A 22,332-nucleotide genomic window follows, 5' to 3' on the forward strand; every position below is an offset into this window, starting at 1 on the left:
CCCCGGACCGGATCAGCGCGGCGGCAGCGGCGGGCGGCGGCGGTCCGGGCGCCGGGAGAGGTCCGGCGGGGTGACGGCGGGATGTTCGGCCAGCAGCGCGAGGGCCGTGTCGACGGCCACGTCCAGTTGGGCGTGCCGCCCCTCCGCCCAGTCCAACGGGGTGCGCAGCGACTCGACATCGGGGTCGACGCCGTAGTTCTCGACGCCCCACCCGTACGCGTCGAACCAGCCCGCGTTCATCGGCACCGTGATCACCGTGCCGTCCCCCAGCTTGTGCCGGCCGGTCATCCCGACCACGCCGCCCCACGTCCGCAGCCCCACCACCGGGCCGAGGCCCAGCAGTTTGAACGCGGCGGTGATCATGTCGCCGTCGGACGAGGTCGCCTCGTCGGCGAGCGCGACGACCGGACCGCGCGGCGCTTGGCTCGCGTACGAGACGGGCTGCGCGTTGCGGGTCAGGTCCCAGCCGAGGATGGTGCGGGTGAGCTTCTCGACGACGAGTTCGCTGATGTGCCCGCCGGCGTTGCCCCGGACGTCCACGATGAGCGCCTCGTAGGCGACCTCCATCCGCAGATCGCGGTTGAACTGCGCCCAGCCGGAGCCGCCCATGTCGGGGATGTGCAGATAGCCGCACCGGCCGCCGCTCAGATTCCGTACGACGGCCCGCCGTTTGGCGACCCAGTCCTGGTAGCGCAGCGGCCGTTCGTCGACCAGCGGGACGACGGCGACCCGGCGCGGATGCCCCTCGCCGGGCGGGGTGAAGGTCAGCTCCACGGTCGTGCCGCCCGCGCCCGCAAGCAGCGGATACGGTCCCGCGCACGGGTCGACGGGGCGCCCGTCGACATGGGTGAGCACCGCGCCCTCGCGGATCCCGGTGCCGGCCAGTGGCGAGCGGGCCTTGGAGTCCGAGGACTCACCGGGCAGGATCCGCGCCACCGTCCACGTACCGTCCTTGTTGTGCTGGAAGTTGGCGCCGAGCAGTCCGATCGGCCGCTGGTAGTGCGCCGGGCCCTCGTTGCGGCGGGCGGGGCTGACGTAGGCGTGCGAGGTGCCCAGCTCGCCGAGGAGCTCGCGCAGCAGATCGGCGAACTCGTCGGGGGTGGCGACCCGTTCGACCAGCGGCCGGTACTGGTCGAGGATCGCGGGCCAGTCGATGCCGCACATGTCGGGGGCCCAGAAGTAGTCCCGGATGAGCCGGCCGGCCTCGGCGTAGGACTGCTGCCATTCCGAGGGCGGGTCGACCTCGTGCAGGATCCGCCGCATGTCGACGAAGACCGTCGAGTCGTCGTCGCCGCGCTCGGTGGCCGGGAGCACGGCCAGTTCGCCCTCGTCGAAGACCGCCAGCCGCTTGCCGTCCCCGCTGACCGCGTACCAGTCCATGTGATGGACGAGCTCGGTCCGCTTGGACTTGCCCAGGTTGAAGTACTCCAGGGTCGGGCGCGCGGAGGGGTCCGTCGGGTTGGTGAACGTCTCGCCGAGCGCGCCGGAGATCGGCCAGCGCAGCCACACCAGGCCGTCGTGCACCGGCTCCAGCGCCGAGTACTTGGACGCCGGGACCGGGAACGGCGTGACCCGGCTCGCCAGTCCCTCCGTCTCGACCACCACCGGACCGTCCCCGCCGCTCTCCGCCGGGTCGAGACCGCCGCCGATCGGGCGGCCGTCGACGGGCAGCGCGAACGGTGACGGCGTCGCGGAGTTCAGCGGTACGAGGTAAGGGCGGCAGCCGAGCGGGAACGACAGGTCGCCGGTGTGCACGTCGTAGACCGGGTCGAAGCCGCGCCAGGACAGGAACGCCAGATAGCGGCCGTCGAGGGTGAAGACCGGCTGCTCGTCCTCGAAGCGGCCGTTCGTCACGTCGATGATCGTGCGGTCCGCGAGCTTGGCGATCTTCACCGAGCGCAGCGACCGGCCGATCCCGGGGTGGGACCAGGTCAGCCAGGCCGAGTCGGGGGAGAACGCGAGGTCGCGCACGGGTCCGTTCGTGGACCTGATCAGCTCGGCCACGGTCCCGGACGAGCTGCTCGCGTGGTCCGGATCGGTCACGAAGCCGTCGCCGTCGTCGTCCCCCTCGCCGTTTCCGCCCGCATCGCCCCCTTCGCCGGTGGCGACGAGCAGCAGCCGCCCGTCGTTCGCGGCGACGGCCAGGGTCCGGCCGTCGGGGGACGAGACCAGCTCCAGTACGCGGCCCAGCTCGCCGACGCCGAGCCGGGGCCCGGTGCCGGTGACGGCGGCGCGGCCGGCGGTGCCGGTGGAGATCGCGGGGGTGTTCAGGGGAGTGGCGGTCTCCTCATCGTCCTCGTCCAGGGCGTTGCCGTTGCCTTCGTCGTCCTCGTCGAGGCCCTCCAGCGCCGCGCGGACCGCCGGACGGCTGGCCCGGCCCGGCAGATGGGCGATCTCGATGCCGTCCTCGCCCTCCGCGTCCGTGACGAAGGCGATCCGGCCGGTGTCCCCGAGCATCTCGGGCAGCCGGACGCGCGCGCCCGGCTCGTCGGCGATGGTGCGGGCCGGTCCGTCGCGGTGGGTCAGCCAGTACAGGCTGCCGCGGACGCAGACCGCGCTGGCGCGGCCGGTCCGGTCGCAGGCCAGGCCGTCCAGGTTCGACGCGGCGGGCACCTGGTAGGGCCGCCGGCCGGCGCGCGGGCCGCCCAGCCGGACGTCCAGCTTGCGGGGCCGGGCGCCGGGGGAGAGGTCGTCGACGATCCACAGCTCGCCCGCGCACTGGTAGACGACCCGCTCCCCGTCGGTCGAGGCGCTGCGGGCGTAGAAGTCCGCGTGGTCGGTGTGGCGGCGCAGGTCCGTACCGTCCGGCGCGCACGAGTAGAGATTGCCGACGCCCTCGTGGTCGGAGAGGAAGCAAATACGGTCGCCCACGAACATCGGTGAGTTCAGATGCCCGTCGATCGTCGGCACCAGCCGCTCGCCGTGCAGCCACAGCCGCCCCGTCGCACCGCCCCGGTACCGCTTCCAGGCGTGCGGCTCGTGCGGCGGGGTGCCGCTCAGCAGCAGAGTGTGGCGCTCCCCGGCGACGTCGCTCACCGCGATGTCCGAGACCGGGCCCCACGGCAGCCGGCCGCCGGGACCACCGTCGGTCGGCACGCTGTGGGCCCAGGAGAAGTACGAGAACGGCTGGCCGTGCGAGGAGACCGCGAGGATCTGCCCGTCGGGCGTCCAGGAGCACACCCGGGTGTCGAAGCTGCCCCAGTACGTCAGCCGGCGGGCCGGGCCGCCGTCCACCGGGGCGAGATGGATCTCCGGGTCCAGACTGCGCCACGAGGTGAAGGCGATGGCGGAGCCGTCCGGCGAGAAGCGCGGCGAGCCGACCCTCGTGCGGTCGGCCGTGACCCGCCAGGCCCGGCCGGGAACGCCGCCCGGCCGCCCCAGGGGTGCGACCCAGACGTCGTCCTCGGCGACGAAGCACAGCAGTTCGCCGTGAATGTGCGGATACCGGAGATACGCGCCATCGCTCACCTACCCCATGGTTCTGGGCATGGGGGGCGCGGGCAACTCGTACGCGCTCCCGATGCACCTGAACCGCTCTTGCACATCAGTTGCAGGTAGCCACTATCATCGAACGGTTGACCAGGCAGTACTTGAGGGGACCCCCATGCACGTACCCGACGGATTCATCGACACCCCGGTGTCGGCGGCGACCGGTGTCGTGGCCGTCGCGGCCGTCGCGATCAGCCTGCGCGGCGCCCGCCGCGAGCTGGACGAGCGCACCGCGCCGCTCGCGGGCCTGGTGGCCGCCTTCATCTTCGCCGTGCAGATGCTGAACTTCCCGGTGGCCGCCGGCACCAGCGGCCATCTGCTGGGCGGCGCGCTCGCGGCGATTCTCGTCGGCCCCTACACAGGGGTCCTGTGCGTGTCCGTGGTCCTGCTGATGCAGGGCGTCCTGTTCGCGGACGGCGGGCTCACCGCGCTCGGCACCAACATCACCGACATGGCGATCGTGACGACCGTCGTCGCCTACGCGATCTTCCGCGGCCTCGTGAAGGTGCTGCCGCGCAGCCGCGCCTCCATCACCGTCGCCTCGTTCGCCGCCGCGGTCGTCTCGGTGCCGGCCGCCGCCGTCGCCTTCACCACGATCTACTGGCTCGGCGGCACCACCGACGTGCCGATCGGCAAGGTCGCCACCGCGATGGTCGGCGTCCATGTGCTGATCGGCATCGGCGAGGCCGCGATCACCGCCGCCACCGTCGGCGCGGTCGTCGCCGTCCGCCCCGACCTGGTCTACGGCGCCAGGGGGCTGAGCAAGCCGCTGGAGCTGCGCACCACGCCGACCGGCGCCCCGCTGGTGCCGGGCGAGGCCCGTCCGGCCGCCGTGACCGTGGCCACCCCGGCGCCCGCCGCCGTCGTGACCTCCCCGGCCCCCGCCGGCCGTTCCAACCGGCCGGTCTGGATCGCGGGCCTGATCGCGGCGCTGGCCCTCGCGGGCGGCGTCAGCTACTACGCCTCCGCCAGCCCCGACGGCCTGGAGAAGGTCGCGCACGACAAGGGCATCGACGAGAAGGCCAAGCCGCACGCGACCGACGACTCCCCGCTCGCGGGCTACAGCGTCAAGGACGTCGGCGACGCCCGGCTGTCGGGCGGCCTCGCCGGGGTCATCGGCGTCGGCGCGACCCTGACCGTCGGCTCCGGCGTCTTCATCGTCGTACGGCGCCGCCGCACGCACACCGTCCACCCGATCCAGGGCCAGGGGGCCTGACCATGGGCGCGGGACACGCACACCGGCTCTACCGGCACGGGCACTCGCCCGTGCACGGGATGCCCCCGCACTGCAAGATCGCGGCCGTCTTCGGCTTCGTCCTCGTCGTGGTCTCCACCCCGCGCGAGGCGATGTGGGCCTTCGGCCTGTACGCGGTCCTGCTCGTGGCCGTCGCGTTCCGCGCCCGCGTCCCGATCGCGTTCCTGCTCCGCAGGCTCGTCATCGAGGTGCCGTTCGTGGCCTTCGCCGTCCTGCTGCCGTTCGTCGCGACCGGCCCGCAGGTCCACGTCCTCGGCATGTCGCTGAGCGAGAGCGGCCTGTGGGGCGCCTGGAACGTGCTGGCCAAGGGCACCCTCGGGGTCGCCGCGTCCGTCCTGCTCGCCGCCACCACCGAACTGCGCGAGCTGCTGCTGGGCCTCCAGCGGCTGCGGATGCCGCCGCTCCTCGTCCAGATCGCGTCCTTCATGATCCGCTACGGCGATGTCATCACCGACGAGATGCGGCGGATGCGGATCGCCCGGGAATCGCGCGGCTTCCAGGCCCGCGGCATCCGGCACTGGCCGGTCCTCGCGAAGTCCGCGGGCGCGCTGTTCATCCGCTCCTACGAACGCGGTGAACGCGTCCACCTGGCGATGGTCAGCCGCGGCTACACCGGCACGATGCCCGTCATCGACGACGTCACCGCCACCCGCACCCAGTGGTCGCACGCCGCCGTGCTCCCCGTACTGGCCCTGGCCGTCTGCCTGACAGGATGGACGCTGAGATGACCACCGAACTGACCCGTGACCCGACCGCCGGCACGATGCCTCCCTCGCTGGACGTGCGCGGCCTCGCCTTCGCCTACCCCGACGGTCACCAGGCCCTCTTCGGCGTCGACCTGAGCGTCGCCCGCGGTGAGCGGGTGGCGCTGCTCGGCCCCAACGGCGCGGGCAAGACCACCCTCGTCCTGCACCTCAACGGGATCCTGACCGGCGGCGCCGGGACGGTCACCGTCGGCGGTCTGCCCGTCGGCAAGAAGCACCTCGCCGAGATCCGCCGCCGGGTCGGCATCGTCTTCCAGGACCCCGACGACCAGCTCTTCATGCCGACCGTCCGCGAGGACGTCGCCTTCGGCCCCGCCGCCGGGGGCCTGCGCGGCCCGGAGCTGGAGGCGCGCGTCATGACCGCCCTCGACCAGGTCGGGATGGCCGACTTCGCGGCCCGCCCGCCGCACCACCTGTCCTTCGGACAGCGCCGCCGGGTCGCGGTGGCCACCGTGCTCGCGATGCGCCCGGAGATCCTGGTCCTGGACGAGCCCTCGTCCAATCTCGACCCCGCGTCCCGCCGCGAGCTGGCCGACATCCTCCGCTCGCTGGACGTCACCGTCCTGATGGTCACCCACGACCTCCCGTACGCCCTGGAGCTCTGCCCCCGCGCGGTCGTCCTCAGCGACGGCGTCATCACCGCCGACGGCCGCACCCAGGAACTCCTCTGCGACGAGGACCTGATGCGGGCGCACCGGCTCGAACTGCCCTTCGGCTTCAACCCCCGCTCGGTGACGGCCCCTACCGCGAGGTAACGTGCCCCCGAGCATCCGACCACCGCACCCGGAGGGCACCGCCATGGCAATGGACGCGGACGTCATCGTCGTAGGAGCAGGGCTCTCCGGGCTGGTGGCGACAGCAGAGCTGGCCGCGGCGGGCCGCAAGGTGATCCTGGTGGACCAGGAACCCGAGGCGTCGTTCGGCGGGCAGGCGTTCTGGTCGTTCGGCGGGCTGTTCCTGGTCGACTCGCCCGAGCAGCGCCGGATGCGCATCAAGGACAGCCCGGAGCTGGCCCTCCAGGACTGGATGGGCACCGCCGGCTTCGACCGTCCGGAGGACCACTGGCCGCGCAAGTGGGCCGAGGCGTATGTGGACTTCGCCGCGGGCGAGAAGCGCGCCTGGCTGCACGAGCGCGGCGTGCGCTTCTTCCCGGTGGTCGGCTGGGCCGAACGCGGCGGCTTCCTGGCGACCGGCCCCGGCAACTCGGTGCCGCGCTTCCACATCACCTGGGGCACCGGCCCCGGCATCATCGAGCCGTTCGTCCGCCAGGTGCGCGAAGCGGTCGCGCGGGGCCGCGTCGAACTGCGGTTCCGGCACCGGGTGACCGGGCTGAACACCACCGACGGCACGGTCGACGGCGTGACCGGCGAGATCCTGGTCGCCGACGGCGCGCAGCGCGGTGAGGCCAGTTCGCGCGAGGTGCTCGAGGCGTTCACCCTGACGGCGCAGGCCGTGATCGTCACCTCCGGAGGCATCGGCGGCAACCACGACCTCGTGCGGAAGAGCTGGCCCGCCCGGCTGGGCACGCCCCCCGAGAAGCTGCTGTCCGGCGTCCCGGCGCACGTCGACGGCCTGATGCTCGGCACGGCCGGTGCCGCCGGCGCGAACCTGATCAACGGCGACCGGATGTGGCACTACACCGAGGGCATCGAGAACTGGGACCCGATCTGGGCGCGGCACGGCATCCGGATCCTGCCGGGCCCGTCGTCGCTGTGGCTGAACGCGCGCGGCGAGCGGCTGCCGGTGCCGCTGTTCCCGGGGTTCGACACGCTGGGGACGCTGGAGCACATCATGACGACGGGCTACGACTACACGTGGTTCGTCCTCACCCAGAAGATCATCGAGAAGGAGTTCGCGCTCTCGGGCTCCGAGCAGAACCCGGACCTGACGGGCAAGAGCGTGCGCGAGGTGCTCAAGCGCGCGCTGCCGGGCGCGACCGGACCCGTCGAGGCCTTCAAGAAGCACGGCCCCGACTTCGTGGTCGAGAAGGACCTGCCGGCGCTGGTCCGGGGGATGAACGCGATCACCAAGGACGCGCTGATCGACGAGACCGCGCTGCGCCGTGAGATCGAGGCGCGGGACCGGGAGATCGCGAACACGTTCACCAAGGACCTCCAGGTCATGGCGATGCGCGGAGCGCGCAACTACCTCGGCGACAAGCTGATCCGCACGGCGTCGCCGCACCGGATCCTGGACCCGAAGGCGGGCCCGCTGATCGCCGTCCGGCTGAACATCCTGACCCGCAAGTCGCTCGGCGGACTGGAGACCGACCTCGACGGACGGGTGCTGCGCGCGGGCGGGGAACCGTTCGGCGGGCTGTACGCGGCGGGCGAGGCGGCCGGGTTCGGCGGCGGGGGCATGCACGGCTACCGCTCGCTGGAGGGCACGTTCCTCGGCGGCTGCATCTTCTCCGGGCGTACGGCGGGGCGGGCGGCGGCAGCGGCGACGGCGTAGGGCTACCGCGTAAACGGCTACCGCGTAAACGGCGATCGCGTAGGGGCGGGCCGGGTTTCCGGCCGGCGGCGGTTCTGTTCGAAGCGTTGACAGGACTTGGCCAACGCCCAACTATGGGAGCGCTCCCACGTTAAGAGCGTGTAACCGCACCAGGCATCAACGCACCACCTCCCCCGACGACTTGAAAGCTCACCCCCACCCCGGAGGTAGTCCGCACATGAGAGCCGCAGCGCAACAGCCACGCCAGCTACCACCGCCACGACACCGCCGTACGGCCGTGCTGGCCGCAGGTCTCCTCATCGCCACCGCGGGCGGGACCGCGGCCGCGTTCACCGCCACCGACGCCTCGGCCGCCACGGACGCGGTCGCCGGATGCACGGTCGCGTATACGGTGCAGAACCAGTGGGACACCGGCTTCACCACCCAGGTGACCGTCACCAACACCGGCCCCGCGGTCACTTCTTGGACGCTGGGCTGGTCGTTCGCCGGCAACCAGAAGGTCACCCAGGGCTGGAACGCGGACATCGCGCAGAGCGCCGCCGCCGTCACCGCCAAGAACCTGTCGTACAACGGGACCCTGGCGACCGGCGGTTCCACGAACTTCGGCTTCAACGGCTCCTACAGCGGCACGAACACGAGCCCCACCGCCTTCACGCTCAACGGCGTCGCCTGCAACGGCGGCACGCCGACCACACCCCCCACGACGCCACCGACCACCCCGCCGACCACTCCGCCCACGACGCCGCCCACCACCCCGCCGCCCGGCACCCGGGTCGACAACCCGTACGCGGGCGCCAAGAGTTACGTCAATCCCGAGTGGTCCGCGAAGGCCGCGGCCGAGGCCGGCGGCAGCCGTATCGCCAACCAGCCGACCGCCGTATGGCTCGACCGCATCGCCGCGATCAACGGCGTGGGCGGCGGCATGGGCCTGCGCGCCCATCTGAACAAGGCGGTCACCCAGGCCGCGGGACAGCCGCTCACCATCCAGCTGGTCATCTACGACCTGCCGGGCCGTGACTGCGCCGCCCTCGCCTCCAACGGCGAACTCGGGCCGAACGACCTCCCGCGCTACCAGAGCGAGTTCATCGACCCGATCGCCGCGATCCTCGCCGACCCGGCGTACGCGAACCTGCGCATCGTGCCGATCATCGAGATCGACTCGCTGCCGAACCTGGTCACCAACACCAGCGGCCGCCCGACCGCCACCGCCGCCTGCGACACGATGAAGGCGAACGGCAACTACGTCAACGGCGTCAGCTACGCGCTCAGGAAGCTCGGCGCGATCCCCAACGTCTACAACTACATCGACGCCGGCCACCACGGCTGGCTCGGCTGGGACGACAACTTCGGCGCCTCCGCTGACCTCTTCGCCCAGGTCGCCAAGGCCAACGGCGGAACCGTCGACAACGTCACCGGCTTCATCACCAACACCGCCAACTACGGCATCCTGCACGAGCCGTACTACACCATCGACGACTCGGTGAACGGCACCTCCGTGCGCCAGTCCAAGTGGGTCGACTGGAACCGCTACGTCGACGAGCTGTCGTACGCGCAGGGGTTCCGCAACCGGCTGATCCAGGCCGGCTTCAACGCGAACATCGGGATGCTGATCGACACCTCCCGCAACGGCTGGGGCGGCACGGCCCGGCCCACCGGACCGGGGGCGACGACCAGCGTGGACACGTACGTCAACGGCGGCAAGCTCGACCGCCGCATCCACCTCGGCAACTGGTGCAACCAGTCCGGCGCCGGCCTCGGCGAGCGTCCCACCGCGGCTCCGGCCGCCGGCATCGACGCGTACGTCTGGGTCAAGCCTCCGGGTGAGTCGGACGGCTCCAGCACCGCGATCGCGAACGACGAGGGCAAGGGCTTCGACCGGATGTGCGACCCGACCTACGGTGGCAACGCCCGCAACGGCAACAACCTCTCGGGCGCCCTCCCGAACGCGCCGCTCTCCGGCCACTGGTTCTCCGCCCAGTTCCAGGAGCTCATGAAGAACGCCTACCCGGCGCTGTAACCGCTCCCGGGCCAGGCCTGCTCCCGGGCCCTGCTCCCGGTCCCGCGTCCGGTCCTGCCGCCGGTCCCGGCCGCGCCCCGCTCGGATTCCACGAGCGGGGCGCGGCTCATGCCCGTTCCCGAAGGTCCCGGAAGGTATCGGAAGGTCCCGGAAGGTATCGGGGAAGGCCGGGGTTGGGATGTGGGGGTGCGCCGTGCACCATGGGGGTGCGGATTCATGTCGGGCGCGGAGCGGGAGCGACAACGGTGGTGGACGTCCATGGGACGGTGACGGACGGCTTCGAGCCGGTCCGCGAGGCGTTCGCACGCAACTTCGAGCAGCGCGGTGACCGCGGCGCGGCCTTCGCCCTCTACCGCGACGGCCGCAAGGTCGTCGACCTGTGGGCGGGCACGGCCGCCCCGACGGCGACGAGCCCTGGCAGGAGGACACCGCGCAGGTCGTCCGGTCCGCCACCAAGGGCCCGGCGGCGGCCTGCCTGCTCCTGCTCCACCAGCGCGGCCAACTCGACCTGGACGCGCCGGTCGGTACGTACTGGCCCGCCTTCAAGGCCGCGGGCAAGGACCGGGTGACCGTACGGGACGTCCTCGCGCACCGCGCCGGCGTTCCCGCGCTCGATGTGCCCCTCACCCCGGAACAGGCCCTCGACGGGGTGTCCGGCCCCCGCGCCGTCGCCGCGCAGGCCCCGCTCTTCGCGCCGGGCACCACCCACGGCTACCACGCCCAGACCTACAGCTGGCTGCTCGGCGAGATCGTCCAGCGGGCGTCGGGGCGCAGCCTCGGCCGGTACATCGCCGAGGAGATCACCCGGCCGCTCGGGCTGGACCTGTGGGTGGGCCTGCCGCCCGGCGAGGCCCACCGCGTCGGGCGGATCGCCGACGTCCCGCCGCCGCCCGCGCCCGCCGCGAGCGGGCTGCGCGCCCGCCCCAAGCAGTCCGTCCACGACGCCTACGCGAACCCGGAATCCCTCACCCGCCGGGCCTTCGCCGCAATCACCCCGCTCCCGGACGAGAACGACCCGGCCTACCGGGCCGGCGAGCTGGCGGCCTCCAACGGCATCGCCACCGCCCGCTCACTGGCCCGCTTCTACGCGGCCCTGATAGGCAACGTGGACGGGTACCTGGCGAGCGACGCCGAGAGCAGGATGCTCTTCGCGCCGGCCACCGTCACCGGCGCCCGCACCGTCGAGTCCGAGGGGCCGGACCAGGTGCTGGTCGTCAACACCCGGTTCGGCCTCGGCTACATGCTGCACGGGCCGGCCTCCCCGTTCCTCGGCCCGGCCTCGTTCGGCCACCCCGGCCGCGGCGGCCCGCTGGCCTTCGCGGACCCGGACGCCGGCATCGGCTTCGGCTACATCACCAACGGCATGCAGAAGAACGTCACCTCCGACCCCCGCGCCCAGGCCCTGCTCCGGGCGGTACGGGACTGCCTGGCGGCGCTGCGGTAGCGGGGGCTTCCGCCGGTTGCGCGCGGGTTACGAGGCCTTGAGGACGGCCGCGACGATGGGTCCTGCGGAGTCCCCGCCGTGGCCGCCGTTGAGGACGACGGCCGCCACCGACACGTCGCCGCAGTAGCCGAGGAACCAGCCGTTGGGCTGGGTGGCGCCGGCCTCCGCCGAACCGGTCTTGGCGCCGCAACCGCTGCTCTGCAGACCGCTCATCGCCTGGGCGGCGGTTCCGCTGACGGCCGTGGTGTGCATCATCGACCGCAGGTCGCTGGTGACGCCGGACGGGAGCCCGCCGGCCTTCGCGACCGGTGCGCCGATCACGTCCAGCGGCACCATCCTCGGCTGGTGGAAGCTGCCGGTGGAGGCGGTGGCCCCGATCGAGGCGACGGTGAGCGGGTTCATCTGGAGCTGGCCCTGGCCGATCATCTCCGAGGTCTTCTCGTCACCGGTACCGCCGGGCACCTTGCCCTCGAGGCACTGCACACCGCAGTTCCACGCGGGACCGATGCCGAAACTGTCACGGGCGACGGACGGCAGGGTGTCGGGCTTGATCTCGTCCGAGAGTCTGACGAAGCCGGTGTTGCAGGAGTTCGCGAAGTCCCAGCGGAAGTCCGCCTTCGGGTTCGAGCTCTTCTCCACGTTCGTGTACGGCTTGCCCTGCGGAGCGGCGTACTGCACCGCGCAGGACACCGGGTCGCCGGGCTTGACGCCCGCCTTCAACAGGGCCGCCGCGGTGAGGACCTTGAACGTGGATCCGGGCGCGATCTGCGCGCCGAAGGCCAGGTTCTGCCCGGTCGCCGGGTTGTTGGCGACGGCCAGGATCCCACCGTTGTGCGAGTCCAGCGCGGTCACGGCGGAGCCGGACCGCTTCAGGACGGCCTTCTCGGCGGCCGCCTGGATGTCCGCGTCCAGCGTGGTCGGGAACTTGCTGCCGGTGCCCTTGGCGATGACGTGCAGCGTCTCGGTCACGGTGCCGTCCGCGCCGTCGATCCAGGTCTCCACACCGGGGGTGCCACCCGACGCCTTGGATCCGTACTTGGTCCGCAGCTGGGTGAAGAACCGGCCCAGGGACGGGTACTTGACCGCGTCGAGGACCTTGCCGTTCCGGTCGGTGAAGTCCAGCGTGGCCTGTTTGGCGGTGCCGGTCTCCAGGCTCGCGCCCTCCGCCAGCTTCGGGTGCACGACCGCGGCCTTCCACTGCACGACCGGCTTGCCGCTCGCGCCCCGGATCACGGTGAGGGCGGAGTCGTACGCCCACGGCGAGGTCTTGCCCTGGAACGAGAGCGTGGCGGCCACGTTGAACGGCACCTTGGCGCCGACGGCGGTGCCCGGGGTGAGCGTGACGGCCGAGACGTGCGCCTTGTCCTTGTACCCGCTCAGCGCGGTGGTGGCGGTCTGCACGGAGTCCGTGAGGCCCGCGGCCTTCGCGGTGTCCCCCGCGGCCCAGGCGGCCAGGAAGTCGGCCGCCGTCTCGGTGATCTCCTTGGCGTCCGGAGGCGCCGTGCTCTTCGCCGAACCGGCCTTGCTCGTCGACGACGTGCTGTCGCTGTTGAGCGCGTCCAGCACGTTGTAGACCCCGTACCCGGCGACCCCGAGCATCCCGGCGACCACCCCGCCGACTATGCCGAGCTTGGCACCCCGTTGCATTTCCCGTCCCCCCTCGTGAACTGAACGCGTTCAAAGAAAGCGCTCTTCACCGCACTTTACGGGACGGCAGTGACACAGGGGGTCTCATTCCGGGCACGCGTCGATATCAGGTTCGGACCAAGGGTCCAGGACCAGCCACTCCGTTCAACCCGCCCTGAGGGGCCCTCAGGTGTCAGATCCAGGAGTCGAACCACATCCGGGCACGCCAGGCGTCCATCGAGATCGGCATCCCTGTGTAGATGGGGAAGAAGTGCCTTGCAGTGGGTTAGCCCGGGCTCCAGGTGCCCTGTTCTGGGCACCATGTGCCGGTGAAGGCCGGCCCGAGGAGGGGCGCGAGGAAGGCTTCAGCGGCGGGGAGGGCGGTATCCCATGTATCGCAGCTTCGGAGGCCCGCGACATCCGCAGCCGCCCTCCTGTAGCCGGCGGGCCAGCCGTCGTGCGGCGTCACGAAGCGGTCGGGCAGGCGGAGTTCGGGACCGTTGCTGGCGCGGCGGAGCGATGCCTCCGTGTGAAGAGCATGGTGGGTTGCTGCAGCGTCGAGGGCTTCGTTTTGGCTGATGAGGAGGATGTCAGCCAGGTCACGGAAGCGGCCGGAGGGGACGGTGCCATGCCATTCGTGCATGGCGCAGATCTTGTCGGCCAGGTGATCGACAAGGGGGTAGAGCTTGATCGTGGGCCAATCTGTCGGCCAGGGCAGGTCTGGTCGGGGGTAGAGCTGGGCGGATTGAGGAGTGGCGGTGATGTTGCGCCGGGCGACGAGGTCGACGTGGATGGTGTCGACTTTTCTGTTGCCGATAAGGACTTGGAACGACTGCTTGACCCCTCCATTCTCGTTGCCGTGGCGGTCGATCCTTCCTGGGATGTAGCGGAGAAAGTCGTTGAGGTCGAGGGAGGCCGCGTTGAGGAGTGCGTCCAGGGCCTCGTTCATGCTGCTGTCGTTGGTGAGGCGTTGGAGGTCAATATCCTTACTCAAGCGCGCCGCTGCTGGGTAACGCACCAGGAGCGCTTGGCCCCCCTTGAGAAGCCATCCATCCGGGTCGGATTGGAAGACACGGGCGGTAAGTCGCTGGAAATAGAACCCGCGCATCACCGCGTCCACAGTGCCGCTCTTTTGGTTCCTGACGATGTCCCTGGCGTACTGTTTGAGGGCCGTTTCGAACGCCAGAGGGGTTTTGTATGTCTTGATCGCATACTCCGCAGGGCCGTTGGTCTTGGACCAGCTGATTGGCATGTCGTCTAGTCGCCCTCAGCGGCGGCAGATTCGGAGGCGTCGAAGTCATCGACTGTCTCCTCGTCAGGTTCGCCTCCGACGGGTTCGGCTGTCGGAAGGGCCCTGCGCGTGCTCAATGCCCCCTGGGCTGAGAAGTTGTGCGTGCCGAGGGACCGCATGGCCTCCTGGAGTGCCTGCAGCCCCGGGCCGCCCATCGCCAGGTTGCGCAAAGACTCCTGGACTGAGGGAGGCAGTACCGTCAGCCCTCGTGTTGCCTCCTGAAGTGCCTGCAGTATGGAACGGCTCAACGCTTGATTATGCAGCGCCTCTTGGTTTAGTGAAATAGCCTTCATCGCCTCCTGAATGCCTTGCATGGCTGGGGCACCCGAGACTATTTTGTTGACTGATTCCATAAAGGCGGGGTTCAGCGTGATGGTCTGCGCCGCTTCCTGCAGTGCTCGGGCAGTAGACGTCGGAATCGCGATTTCATGCAGGAGCGTTTGGTAGGCCAGGGCTGAGGCAACCGCTCCTTGGCGGCTTGCTGTGGCGAGTTGCTGATCCCGGAGAAGGAAGCCGGCCTGTTCTGCAAGGGTTTCCAGAAGATCAGTTCCTGTGGCATTACGAGGCAGTCCGTAGAAGTGGGTGTAAGACCGGACCCGGGCGGCGAGGGTTCGGGTATCGATGAGGTCTTGCTGGTCCGCTTCGGCAAGAATTCGGCCAACGTGCCCCGCGTCAGCGCGTGATTTGAGAAGGTCGCAGATCGTGCGTTCGACGGTGGTGACCGGCAGGCCGTCAACCATTGTGATGTCTTCTACGGGAACGGCTACCTGGTGGAGGACAACGGCTGGCTCTCGGGTAGTGCGGCGTCGGGGGACGGATATCTGCACCGCATCGGCTGGAATGTCCCCCAGGTCGTGAAGCTGACAAGCTGATGCGTGAGAAACGACTCCAGAGTGCTCGTCACCAAGATCACGTTGCCAGGCGGGGATAGCCGGGTTTAGTCGTAGCCAGGCAACTTTGATGGCCAGGTGAGCGGTGGGTGTGGCGCCTGAGACCTGGTAGACGCTGCGCCCGGCGCGGTGCAACAGGTCGACGCTTGCCAAGCGGGCCAGGTTCACGCGGGAGACGCCAGCGACCTCGGCTTGGGCTGTCGTCACCAGACCCCACTGGTCAGCGGCGATCTCGTTGAGCGTCTTCAGGGCCTCATGCCGATCCATACAGCAATAGTAACAAGGAGTTGCAAGTAGCGCAGCGTTTGCTTCTCTCAGGATGATGCAAACGCTGCGATCAAGTGGAGGCCACGGAACCTCGTCGAGGACAACGGTCACCTCGGGGGCCTGATCGTCCAGCCGCGCTCGGGCGGCATCCAGCGCGACGGCCTCTGAGACGGTGAGGGCGGTGTGCGCGACGCCCAGCGCCCTACGGGTGAGGATCGGCTGCCAAGCAACCGCCAAGAGGGCGAGCGCCGTGGCGACAGCGGAGACCGCTGTCCAAACTGTGTCCCACATGGGTGCTGATTGTTGACCCTCCACTACCGGTGAGCGCCATTCCGGCTACACACCATCTTGGCGATACCGCGTCGTAATGGCTCGGGGGCCCTGGCGGGCTCGGCGGAGCACGCGCCTACAGGTCAGGCGAAGACCCGGCCGGGCCTACCAGCGAGCCTGAGGGAGGCACGCCGTCGGGCTGTGGGCCGTCCGGGGACGGCCCAGCATGACCGGCAACGACCGATGCCGACCGGGAAGCGGTGAGCTTCGGCGGTCGGCATCGGGGTGTTGTGGCAGCTAGATCCAGGAGTCGAACCACATCCGGGCACGCCAGGCGTCCATCGAGATCGGCATCCCCGTATAGATGGGGAAGAAGTAGATGAAGTTCCAGACAATCAGCAGGACGAGTGTGCCCGCGCCGACCGCGCCCCACATTCGGCGGCGTTCGTCGGAGCCCGGGGGGCCGAGGATCGAGCCGATCATCATCGCTACCGCGAGACAGAGGTAGGGGACGAAGGCGACCGCGTAGAAGAGGAAGATCGTGCGGTCCTGGTACATCATCCAGGGCAGCCAGCCGGCGAACGCGGCGCACAGGATGGCGCCGGCCCGCCAGTCGCGGCGGAAGCCCCAGCGGTAGACCAGGTACAGCAGCGCGAAGCACGCCGACCACCACAGCAGGGGGGTGCCGATGGCGAGAATCTCGCGGGCGCAGCCCTTGGCCGCGGTGCAGCCGGCCTCGCCGTTCTTCGGCGACTCGTAGAAGTAGGAGACGGGCCGGCCCAGGACCATCCAGCTCCACGGGTTCGACTGGTACATGTGCGGCGTGGAGAGGCCGATGTTGAACTGGTAGACCTGGAACTCGTAGTGCCACAGGCTGCGCAGCGCGTCCGGCATCCACGTCATGTCGAACTGGTGCAGGTCGATCCGGCCGATCAGCGGCAGCTTGATGTGGTCGGGGGACAGGCCCTTGCGGTGGGCCGCCCAGTCGCGGCCGTAGCCGCCCTTCGTCACGAACCAGCCGGTCCAGGAGACCAGGTACGTGCCGATGGCGACGACCACGACGGACAGGAACGCCCAGCCGGTGTCCTTGCGCAGCACCGACACGTACGGGCGCCGGGCGCCCGCGACCCGGCGCGAACCGGCGTCCCACAGGATCGTCATCAGCCCGAACGCCGCCAGGAAGTACAGACCGTTCCACTTGCTCGCGCACGCCAGACCCAGGAACAGCCCGGCCGCCAGCCGCCACGGCCGCCAGCCCATGCCGCCGCGGTCCCCGACCCGGCGGTCCGGGCCCGCCACACCGTCCTCACCGACCGGCAGCGCAGCCGCCAGCCGGGCCCGCGACCAGTCGCGGTCCACGACCAGACAGCCGAACGCGGCCAGCGCGAAGAACATGATGACCAGGTCGAGCAGGGCCGTACGGCTCATCACGTAGTGCAGGCCGTCCACCGACAGCAGCAGTCCGGCCAGACAGCCGAGCGCGGTGGAACGGAACAGCCGGCGGCCGATCCGGCACACCATCAGCACCGACAGCGTGCCGAGCAGCGCGACCATGAACCGCCAGCCGAACGGGTTCAGGCCGAACAGCTGCTCACCGACCGCGATGACCCACTTGCCGACCGGCGGGTGCACCACATAGCCCGGATCGGGCGACAGCGGGATGATCTGGGGATCGGCCAGGATCTGCGGATTGGAGATCTTGCCGTCGGTCCAGGTGCCTTCGTAGCCGTACTGGAGCAGCGACCACGCGTCCTTCGCGTAATACGTCTCGTCGAATATCACCGCGTGCGGGGTGCCCAGGTGCCAGAAGCGGATGAGGCCCGCCATCAGCGCCACCAGCAGCGGACCGCCCCATCCGGTCAGCCGCGCCACCCTCGACGCGGCCGCCTGGCCGAGGCCCAGCGAGCCCCACAGCCGGGTCCCCGGCTCCGGGAACGGCACCACGAGGCGCTCGCGGACGTCCACATGCGGCCGCTCGGTATAGCCGAAGCGGCGCAGCCGCCGCTGCCATGGGCTGGGCTGCGGCTCCGGGAGGAGGAGGCCCTCGTCCCGCTCGGCCTGAGTCGCGGTGTCACTGGTCACCGGGCCATCGTAGGGATGTCGCATGCCGGTTCGGGTCCCGGGCATGCGGATTCCACCCCCGAACCCACCCACTGCTGACGAGAAGCCGTCCTTTTCCCCCTTCCTGTCAGTTTCCTGTCAGCAGTTCAGCGCCCCCGGGGGCACCTCCCAGCGGTAGCCGGGGGATCTGCGGCCAACCGCACCCCCACCCCCAGGCCGCCCGCCGATTGAGGGCAAAGGGCGGGTGGGTGGGAAGCTGGACCCGTGACTAGCTCAGCGGCAGGCGTAGGCGTACTGGTTCTGGCGGGGACCCCCATCGGCGACATCCAGGACGCGCCACCGCGCCTCGCCGCCGAACTGCTCGCGGCGGAAGTGATCGCCGCGGAGGACACCCGGCGGCTGCGCCGGCTGACGCAGGGCCTCGGCGTGCACACGACCGGCCGGGTCGTCTCGTACTTCGAGGGCAACGAGAGCGCCCGTACCCCCGAGCTGGTCGAGGCGCTGGAGAACGGCGCCCGCGTCCTGCTCGTCACCGACGCGGGCATGCCGTCCGTCTCCGACCCCGGCTACCGGCTGGTGGCGGCGGCCGTGGAGAAGGGCATCAGGGTCACGGCGGTGCCGGGCCCGTCGGCGGTGCTGACGGCGCTGGCGCTCTCCGGGCTGCCCGTCGACCGGTTCTGCTTCGAGGGCTTCCTGCCGCGCAAGGCGGGGGAGCGGCTGGCGCGGCTGCGCGAGGTGGCCGACGACCGCCGCACGCTGGTGTATTTCGAGGCGCCGCACCGGATCGACGACACGCTGGCCGCGATGGCGGAGGCGTTCGGTCCCGACCGCCGCGCGGCGGTGTGCCGTGAGCTGACCAAGACGTACGAGGAGATCAAGCGCGGCCCGCTCAAGGAACTGGCCGCCTGGGCGGCGGAGGGCGTGCGCGGCGAGATCACCGTCGTCGTGGAGGGCGCCCCGGAGCGCGGGCCGTCGGACCTCGGCCCGGCCGAACTGGTGCGCCGGGTGATGGTGCGCGAGGAGGCGGGGGAGCGCCGCAAGGAGGCGATCGTGGCTGTCGCGGCGGAGCTCGGTCTGCCGAAGCGCGATGTGTTCGACGCGGTGGTGGCGGCGAAGAACGCGGCCAAGGCGGCGGAGAAGGCGCCCGGAGCGCCTGCGGGGGCCTGAGAACCGGGCCCCCGCGCCTCCCCTGGCTACTGACCCATGACGTACTTGACCGTCGGACCGGCCGTCCAGCCGCCGTCCACGGCGAGCTCGGCGCCCGTCACGTACGAGGCGGAGTCCGAGAGCAGGAAGGTCACGGCGCTCGCGATCTCGTCGGCCTCGCCGACCCGGCCCATCGGGGTGTTCGGGAAGTTGCCCTCGCCGCGCTGGATGCCGACGGACGCCGTCATGTCCGTGTACGTCATACCGGGGTGGACGGAGTTCACGCGGATGCGGGCGGTGCCCAGCTCCACCGCGCCGATCTTGGTGAGGCCGCGTACGCCCCACTTGGACGCGCCGTAGCCCGCGGTGAGGGCGAGGCCCATGAGGCCGGCGGCGGACGAGATGTTGACGATCGAGCCCGCGCCGCGCGCCTTCATGGCGGGGATGACGGTCTTCATGCCGATGAAGACGCCGGTGAGGTTGATGTCGAGGACCTTGCGGAAGTATGCGACGGAGGCGTCCTCGAGGAACTTGCCCTCGGCTATCCCGGCGTTGTTGACGAGGCCGTCGATGCCGCCGAACTCGCTGACCGCGAAGTCCGCGACCGCCGCCCAGCCCTCCTCGGACGTGACGTCGTGGCGCAGGAAGCGGGCCCGGTCGCCGAGCGCGGCGGCGGTGGCCCTGCCGTCCTCGTCCAGTACGTCGGTCAGGACGACACTGGCGCCTGCCGCGACCGCCTGACGGGCGGTCTCGGCCCCCAGGCCGCGGGCCGCGCCGGTGATGATGACGGTCTTGCCGGTCAGGTCGTTCATTTTCAAGCTCCCTGTGGAATCGGGGTCGGGGTCGGAGTCGGACTCGGAGTCGGAGTCGGACTCGGAGTCGGGGTTGTCGTTGGAGGAGGGGCGCCGGTCCCGGGCGCGGGCGCGCGCAGCATGGCGGTGGTCATGCCGACGAGGTCGGCGAGGAACAGCGGCTCGTCGGTGAGGGTCCGCGTGCCGTCGAGGTACTGGCGGGCCCGGTCGCCCAGGGCCGCGCCGATCAGGGTGAGCGCGAGGTCGAGGCGTTCCAGGCGTACGGGCTCCGGCAGCCCGTCGAGGCGGTCCTCGATGAGGAGGATGAGCCGCCAGTAGCCGGTGCCGGCCAGCGTCGGATGCGGGGTGCGGGTGCGTACCCCGCTCTCGTGGCTGAGCTGTGCGGAGATCAGCAGGCAGTGCCGTCCGCCGTCGGTGGCGAGCTCGGTCGCCTCGGCGGTGACGAGCGCGGCGAGCAGCGCACGCAGGTCGGGCCCAGGGCCCTCAGGCAGGCCCGGCCCCAGCCCCGACCCCGGCCCCGGCCCCGGTCGCGGTCCCGGCCCCGGTTCCGCGTCCGCGAGCAGCTCGGTGAGCCGCGGTGCGAGCGCCGCTTCCGTCCGGTCCTGCCGGCCGGCCATGACGGCGTCGAGCAGGCCCTGCCGCGATCCGAAGTGGTACTGGACGGCGGAGGGGTTGGACTGACCCGCGAGACGGGTGATGTCGCGGGTCAGCGCGCCGTCGACGCCCTTGACGGCGAAGAGTTCCTCGGCCGCGCGGAGCAGTTTGCGGCGGGTCTCGGGTCCGGATGTTCTCGCCATGCGAGCATTCTAATGCACAGCATTATTAAGTGTCGTGACGCACGTCACGTGCCTAAACTCGGACGAGGGCAAAGCAAAGTCGCGCACTACCCACTTACAGCCCAAAAGTGCCCCAAGAGTCGTATACCCCTGCTGCGGTATCGGCCGGAAAGGCGTTCGCTGGTAGTGGGAAGACCCGCTCCGGACGCCTCGTCCGGAGGGCAACAGGAGCTGCCATGAGCGAGATCGTCGGATCCGACACCACCGTCTCCGAGGCGTACGCCTTCGCGTGCCTCAGCTGCGGTCACGGCTGGGAGCAGTCGTACGACATCGAGCACCATGTCGACGCGAAGGGTCAGCCCTTCGTCACCTACACCACCGCCGGCGAGAAGGTGCCGTCCCCGCTCACCCGCCCCACCTGCCTGAACTGCGGGGGGCACAAAGTGCGGATCATGCGGTCGGGTCAGGTCTCCGACGTGATGTCGCTGTGGAACACCCCCACGGGCGAGCGCGCCGTGCACCGAACGCACCACTGGTCTCTCCTGCACCGGCTGCATCGCAAGCACGGAGACACCGGCACGGCCTGACGACCGGCACGGCCTGACGACCGGCACAGCTTGACGACCGGCACGGCCTGACGCCGGGCCCGTCCGATCCCCGGCCGGGCCGACCCTGGACCGGAAGGACCGCCCCCACGCATGACCCCCGGCGGTCCGCCTCCGCCCGGCCTCCGTGCCGCCCGCTCCCCGGGTCTCCATAGGATCGGGGCATGTCCCCGAAGAACGAGAAGTCCGCGGCCCCGCCGGTGCCCGAGCCGCTGCGGGTCCCGGTCGCCGACTCGCACACCCACCTCGACATGCAGGAGGGAACGGTCGAGGAAGCTCTGGCCAAGGCCGCCTCCGTCGGGGTCACCACCCTCATCCAGGTCGGCTGCGACCTGAAGGGCTCGCAGTGGGCGGCCGACACCGCCGCCCAGCACCCGAACGTGTGGGCCACCGTCGCCCTGCACCCCAACGAAGCCCCCCGGATCGTCCACGGCGATCCGGACGGCTGGTCCCGCCAGGGCGCCCGCACCCCCGGCGGCGACAAGGCCCTGCAGGACGCCCTCGACCGGATCGCCGCGCTCGCCGCGCTTCCCCAGGTCCGCGGCGTCGGCGAGACCGGCCTCGACTACTTCCGCACCGGCCCCGAAGGCGTCGAGGCCCAGCAGTACTCCTTCCGCCGGCACATCGACATCGCGAAGGCCGTCGGCAAGGCGCTCGTCATCCACGACCGCGAGGCACACGCCGACGTGCTGCGCATCCTCGACGAGGAGGGCGCGCCCGACACCGTCGTCTTCCACTGCTACTCGGGCGACGCCGCCATGGCCCGGATCTGCGCCGACAAGGGCTACTACATGTCCTTCGCCGGCAACGTCACCTACAAGTCCGCCCAGGACCTGCGGGACGCCGTCGCCGTGGCCCCGCTCGAGCTCCTGCTGGTGGAGACGGACGCGCCTTTCCTGACCCCGGTGCCGTACCGCGGTCGGCCTAACGCGCCGTACCTCGTTCCGGTCACCCTGCGGGCGATGGCCGCGGCCAAGCAGGTTCCTGAGGACGAGCTGGCGTCCGCCATCGGGGCGAACACGGCGCGGGCCTTCGGCTACTGACGACCGCCGCCCCGCCGCTCTCTCCCCTCCGCCCTCCCCCGCCGCCCCGGCCGACCGGACGGCATCCCAGGACGCGCGATCACGACACAGCGTGCCCGGATGGTTTTGGAGAGTGACGGAAG

General features: G+C 70.8%; 15 protein-coding genes and 1 pseudogene. 9 read left to right on the forward strand and 7 right to left on the reverse strand.

Features of this window, described 5'->3' with window-relative positions:
• Positions 1 to 12 precede the first annotated feature (12 nt).
• Positions 13 to 3,468 carry a S41 family peptidase gene (locus LNW73_RS19430; protein WP_250990772.1) on the reverse strand — a complete coding sequence of 1,152 codons (3,456 nt, stop codon included), beginning with the start codon at positions 3,466 to 3,468 and terminating at the stop codon, positions 13 to 15.
• A gap of 136 nt (positions 3,469 to 3,604) precedes the next feature.
• Between LNW73_RS19430 and LNW73_RS19435 the strand changes: the two genes are divergently transcribed.
• From LNW73_RS19435 to LNW73_RS19460, 6 genes and pseudogenes are all read left to right on the forward strand, one after another.
• A complete protein-coding gene (locus tag LNW73_RS19435) occupies positions 3,605 to 4,705 on the forward strand; it encodes an energy-coupling factor ABC transporter permease (RefSeq protein WP_250976270.1) in 1,101 nt (366 codons plus the stop codon).
• 2 nt (positions 4,706 to 4,707) lie between these two features.
• A complete protein-coding gene (gene cbiQ / locus LNW73_RS19440) occupies positions 4,708 to 5,472 on the forward strand; it encodes a cobalt ECF transporter T component CbiQ (protein ID WP_250976269.1) in 765 nt (254 codons plus the stop codon).
• The gene (locus LNW73_RS19445; RefSeq protein ID WP_250976268.1) at positions 5,469 to 6,263 is read left to right on the forward strand and encodes an energy-coupling factor ABC transporter ATP-binding protein; all 795 of its coding nucleotides are present in this window, start codon (positions 5,469 to 5,471) and stop codon (positions 6,261 to 6,263) included. The genes cbiQ and LNW73_RS19445 overlap by 4 nt, the downstream gene beginning before the upstream one ends.
• A gap of 43 nt (positions 6,264 to 6,306) precedes the next feature.
• Complete coding sequence (locus LNW73_RS19450; RefSeq protein WP_250990773.1) at positions 6,307 to 7,962, forward strand: FAD-binding dehydrogenase; 1,656 nt, start codon at positions 6,307 to 6,309, stop codon at positions 7,960 to 7,962.
• A 217-nt stretch (positions 7,963 to 8,179) separates the two neighbouring features.
• Entirely contained in the window at positions 8,180 to 9,979 is a 1,800-nt protein-coding gene (locus tag LNW73_RS19455; RefSeq protein ID WP_250990774.1) for a glycoside hydrolase family 6 protein, read from the forward strand.
• Positions 9,980 to 10,179: 200 nt separating this feature from the next.
• Positions 10,180 to 11,423 (forward strand): annotated as a pseudogene (locus LNW73_RS19460) (serine hydrolase domain-containing protein).
• A gap of 27 nt (positions 11,424 to 11,450) precedes the next feature.
• Here LNW73_RS19460 and LNW73_RS19465 read toward each other — a convergent pair.
• The 4 genes from LNW73_RS19465 to LNW73_RS19480 form a co-directional block, all read right to left on the reverse strand.
• Entirely contained in the window at positions 11,451 to 13,070 is a 1,620-nt protein-coding gene (locus tag LNW73_RS19465) for a penicillin-binding transpeptidase domain-containing protein (RefSeq protein ID WP_250990775.1), read from the reverse strand.
• Positions 13,071 to 13,335: 265 nt separating this feature from the next.
• Positions 13,336 to 14,301: a nucleotidyl transferase AbiEii/AbiGii toxin family protein gene (locus tag LNW73_RS19470; RefSeq protein WP_250990776.1), complete on the reverse strand. Its 966-nt coding sequence runs from the start codon at positions 14,299 to 14,301 to the stop codon at positions 13,336 to 13,338.
• A 5-nt stretch (positions 14,302 to 14,306) separates the two neighbouring features.
• Positions 14,307 to 15,788: a type IV toxin-antitoxin system AbiEi family antitoxin domain-containing protein gene (locus tag LNW73_RS19475; RefSeq protein ID WP_250990777.1), complete on the reverse strand. Its 1,482-nt coding sequence runs from the start codon at positions 15,786 to 15,788 to the stop codon at positions 14,307 to 14,309.
• Between the two features lie 276 nt (positions 15,789 to 16,064).
• Entirely contained in the window at positions 16,065 to 17,873 is a 1,809-nt protein-coding gene (locus LNW73_RS19480; protein WP_285370434.1) for a dolichyl-phosphate-mannose--protein mannosyltransferase, read from the reverse strand.
• 219 nt (positions 17,874 to 18,092) lie between these two features.
• Here LNW73_RS19480 and rsmI point away from each other — a divergent pair, with 219 nt between their 5' ends.
• The gene (gene rsmI, locus LNW73_RS19485; protein ID WP_250990778.1) at positions 18,093 to 18,995 is read left to right on the forward strand and encodes a 16S rRNA (cytidine(1402)-2'-O)-methyltransferase; all 903 of its coding nucleotides are present in this window, start codon (positions 18,093 to 18,095) and stop codon (positions 18,993 to 18,995) included.
• A 26-nt stretch (positions 18,996 to 19,021) separates the two neighbouring features.
• Here the strand turns inward: rsmI and LNW73_RS19490 are convergent, their stop codons facing one another.
• Both LNW73_RS19490 and LNW73_RS19495 read right to left on the reverse strand, forming a co-directional pair.
• On the reverse strand, positions 19,022 to 19,786 hold the full coding sequence (locus tag LNW73_RS19490; RefSeq protein ID WP_250990779.1) for a glucose 1-dehydrogenase: 765 nt from the start codon (positions 19,784 to 19,786) through the stop codon (positions 19,022 to 19,024).
• A 2-nt stretch (positions 19,787 to 19,788) separates the two neighbouring features.
• The gene (locus tag LNW73_RS19495; RefSeq protein ID WP_250990780.1) at positions 19,789 to 20,583 is read right to left on the reverse strand and encodes a TetR family transcriptional regulator; all 795 of its coding nucleotides are present in this window, start codon (positions 20,581 to 20,583) and stop codon (positions 19,789 to 19,791) included.
• Between the two features lie 215 nt (positions 20,584 to 20,798).
• Between LNW73_RS19495 and LNW73_RS19500 the strand changes: the two genes are divergently transcribed.
• Together LNW73_RS19500 and LNW73_RS19505 are read left to right on the forward strand one after the other, a co-directional pair.
• A complete protein-coding gene (locus tag LNW73_RS19500; RefSeq protein ID WP_250976258.1) occupies positions 20,799 to 21,149 on the forward strand; it encodes a hypothetical protein in 351 nt (116 codons plus the stop codon).
• 182 nt (positions 21,150 to 21,331) lie between these two features.
• Positions 21,332 to 22,210: a TatD family hydrolase gene (locus LNW73_RS19505; RefSeq protein ID WP_250976257.1), complete on the forward strand. Its 879-nt coding sequence runs from the start codon at positions 21,332 to 21,334 to the stop codon at positions 22,208 to 22,210.
• The last annotated feature ends 122 nt before the right edge of the window (positions 22,211 to 22,332 follow it).

The organism is Streptomyces sp. RKAG337 (assembly GCF_023701715.1).
Taxonomy (GTDB): domain Bacteria; phylum Actinomycetota; class Actinomycetes; order Streptomycetales; family Streptomycetaceae; genus Actinacidiphila.

What these genes read in the sequence shown, in the direction of transcription:
- LNW73_RS19435 (WP_250976270.1), top strand. Translation starts at nt 3,605, where the DNA reads ATGCACGTACCCGACGGATTCATCGACACCCCGGTGTCGGCGGCGACC.
- cbiQ (WP_250976269.1), top strand. Translation starts at nt 4,708, where the DNA reads ATGGGCGCGGGACACGCACACCGGCTCTACCGGCACGGGCACTCGCCC.
- LNW73_RS19445 (WP_250976268.1), top strand. Translation starts at nt 5,469, where the DNA reads ATGACCACCGAACTGACCCGTGACCCGACCGCCGGCACGATGCCTCCC.
- LNW73_RS19450 (WP_250990773.1), top strand. Translation starts at nt 6,307, where the DNA reads ATGGCAATGGACGCGGACGTCATCGTCGTAGGAGCAGGGCTCTCCGGG.
- LNW73_RS19455 (WP_250990774.1), top strand. Translation starts at nt 8,180, where the DNA reads ATGAGAGCCGCAGCGCAACAGCCACGCCAGCTACCACCGCCACGACAC.
- LNW73_RS19465 (WP_250990775.1), bottom strand. Translation starts at nt 13,070, where the DNA reads ATGCAACGGGGTGCCAAGCTCGGCATAGTCGGCGGGGTGGTCGCCGGG.
- LNW73_RS19470 (WP_250990776.1), bottom strand. Translation starts at nt 14,301, where the DNA reads ATGCCAATCAGCTGGTCCAAGACCAACGGCCCTGCGGAGTATGCGATC.
- LNW73_RS19475 (WP_250990777.1), bottom strand. Translation starts at nt 15,788, where the DNA reads ATGTGGGACACAGTTTGGACAGCGGTCTCCGCTGTCGCCACGGCGCTC.
- LNW73_RS19480 (WP_285370434.1), bottom strand. Translation starts at nt 17,873, where the DNA reads ATGCGACATCCCTACGATGGCCCGGTGACCAGTGACACCGCGACTCAG.
- LNW73_RS19490 (WP_250990779.1), bottom strand. Translation starts at nt 19,786, where the DNA reads ATGAACGACCTGACCGGCAAGACCGTCATCATCACCGGCGCGGCCCGC.
- LNW73_RS19495 (WP_250990780.1), bottom strand. Translation starts at nt 20,583, where the DNA reads ATGGCGAGAACATCCGGACCCGAGACCCGCCGCAAACTGCTCCGCGCG.
- LNW73_RS19500 (WP_250976258.1), top strand. Translation starts at nt 20,799, where the DNA reads ATGAGCGAGATCGTCGGATCCGACACCACCGTCTCCGAGGCGTACGCC.
- LNW73_RS19505 (WP_250976257.1), top strand. Translation starts at nt 21,332, where the DNA reads ATGTCCCCGAAGAACGAGAAGTCCGCGGCCCCGCCGGTGCCCGAGCCG.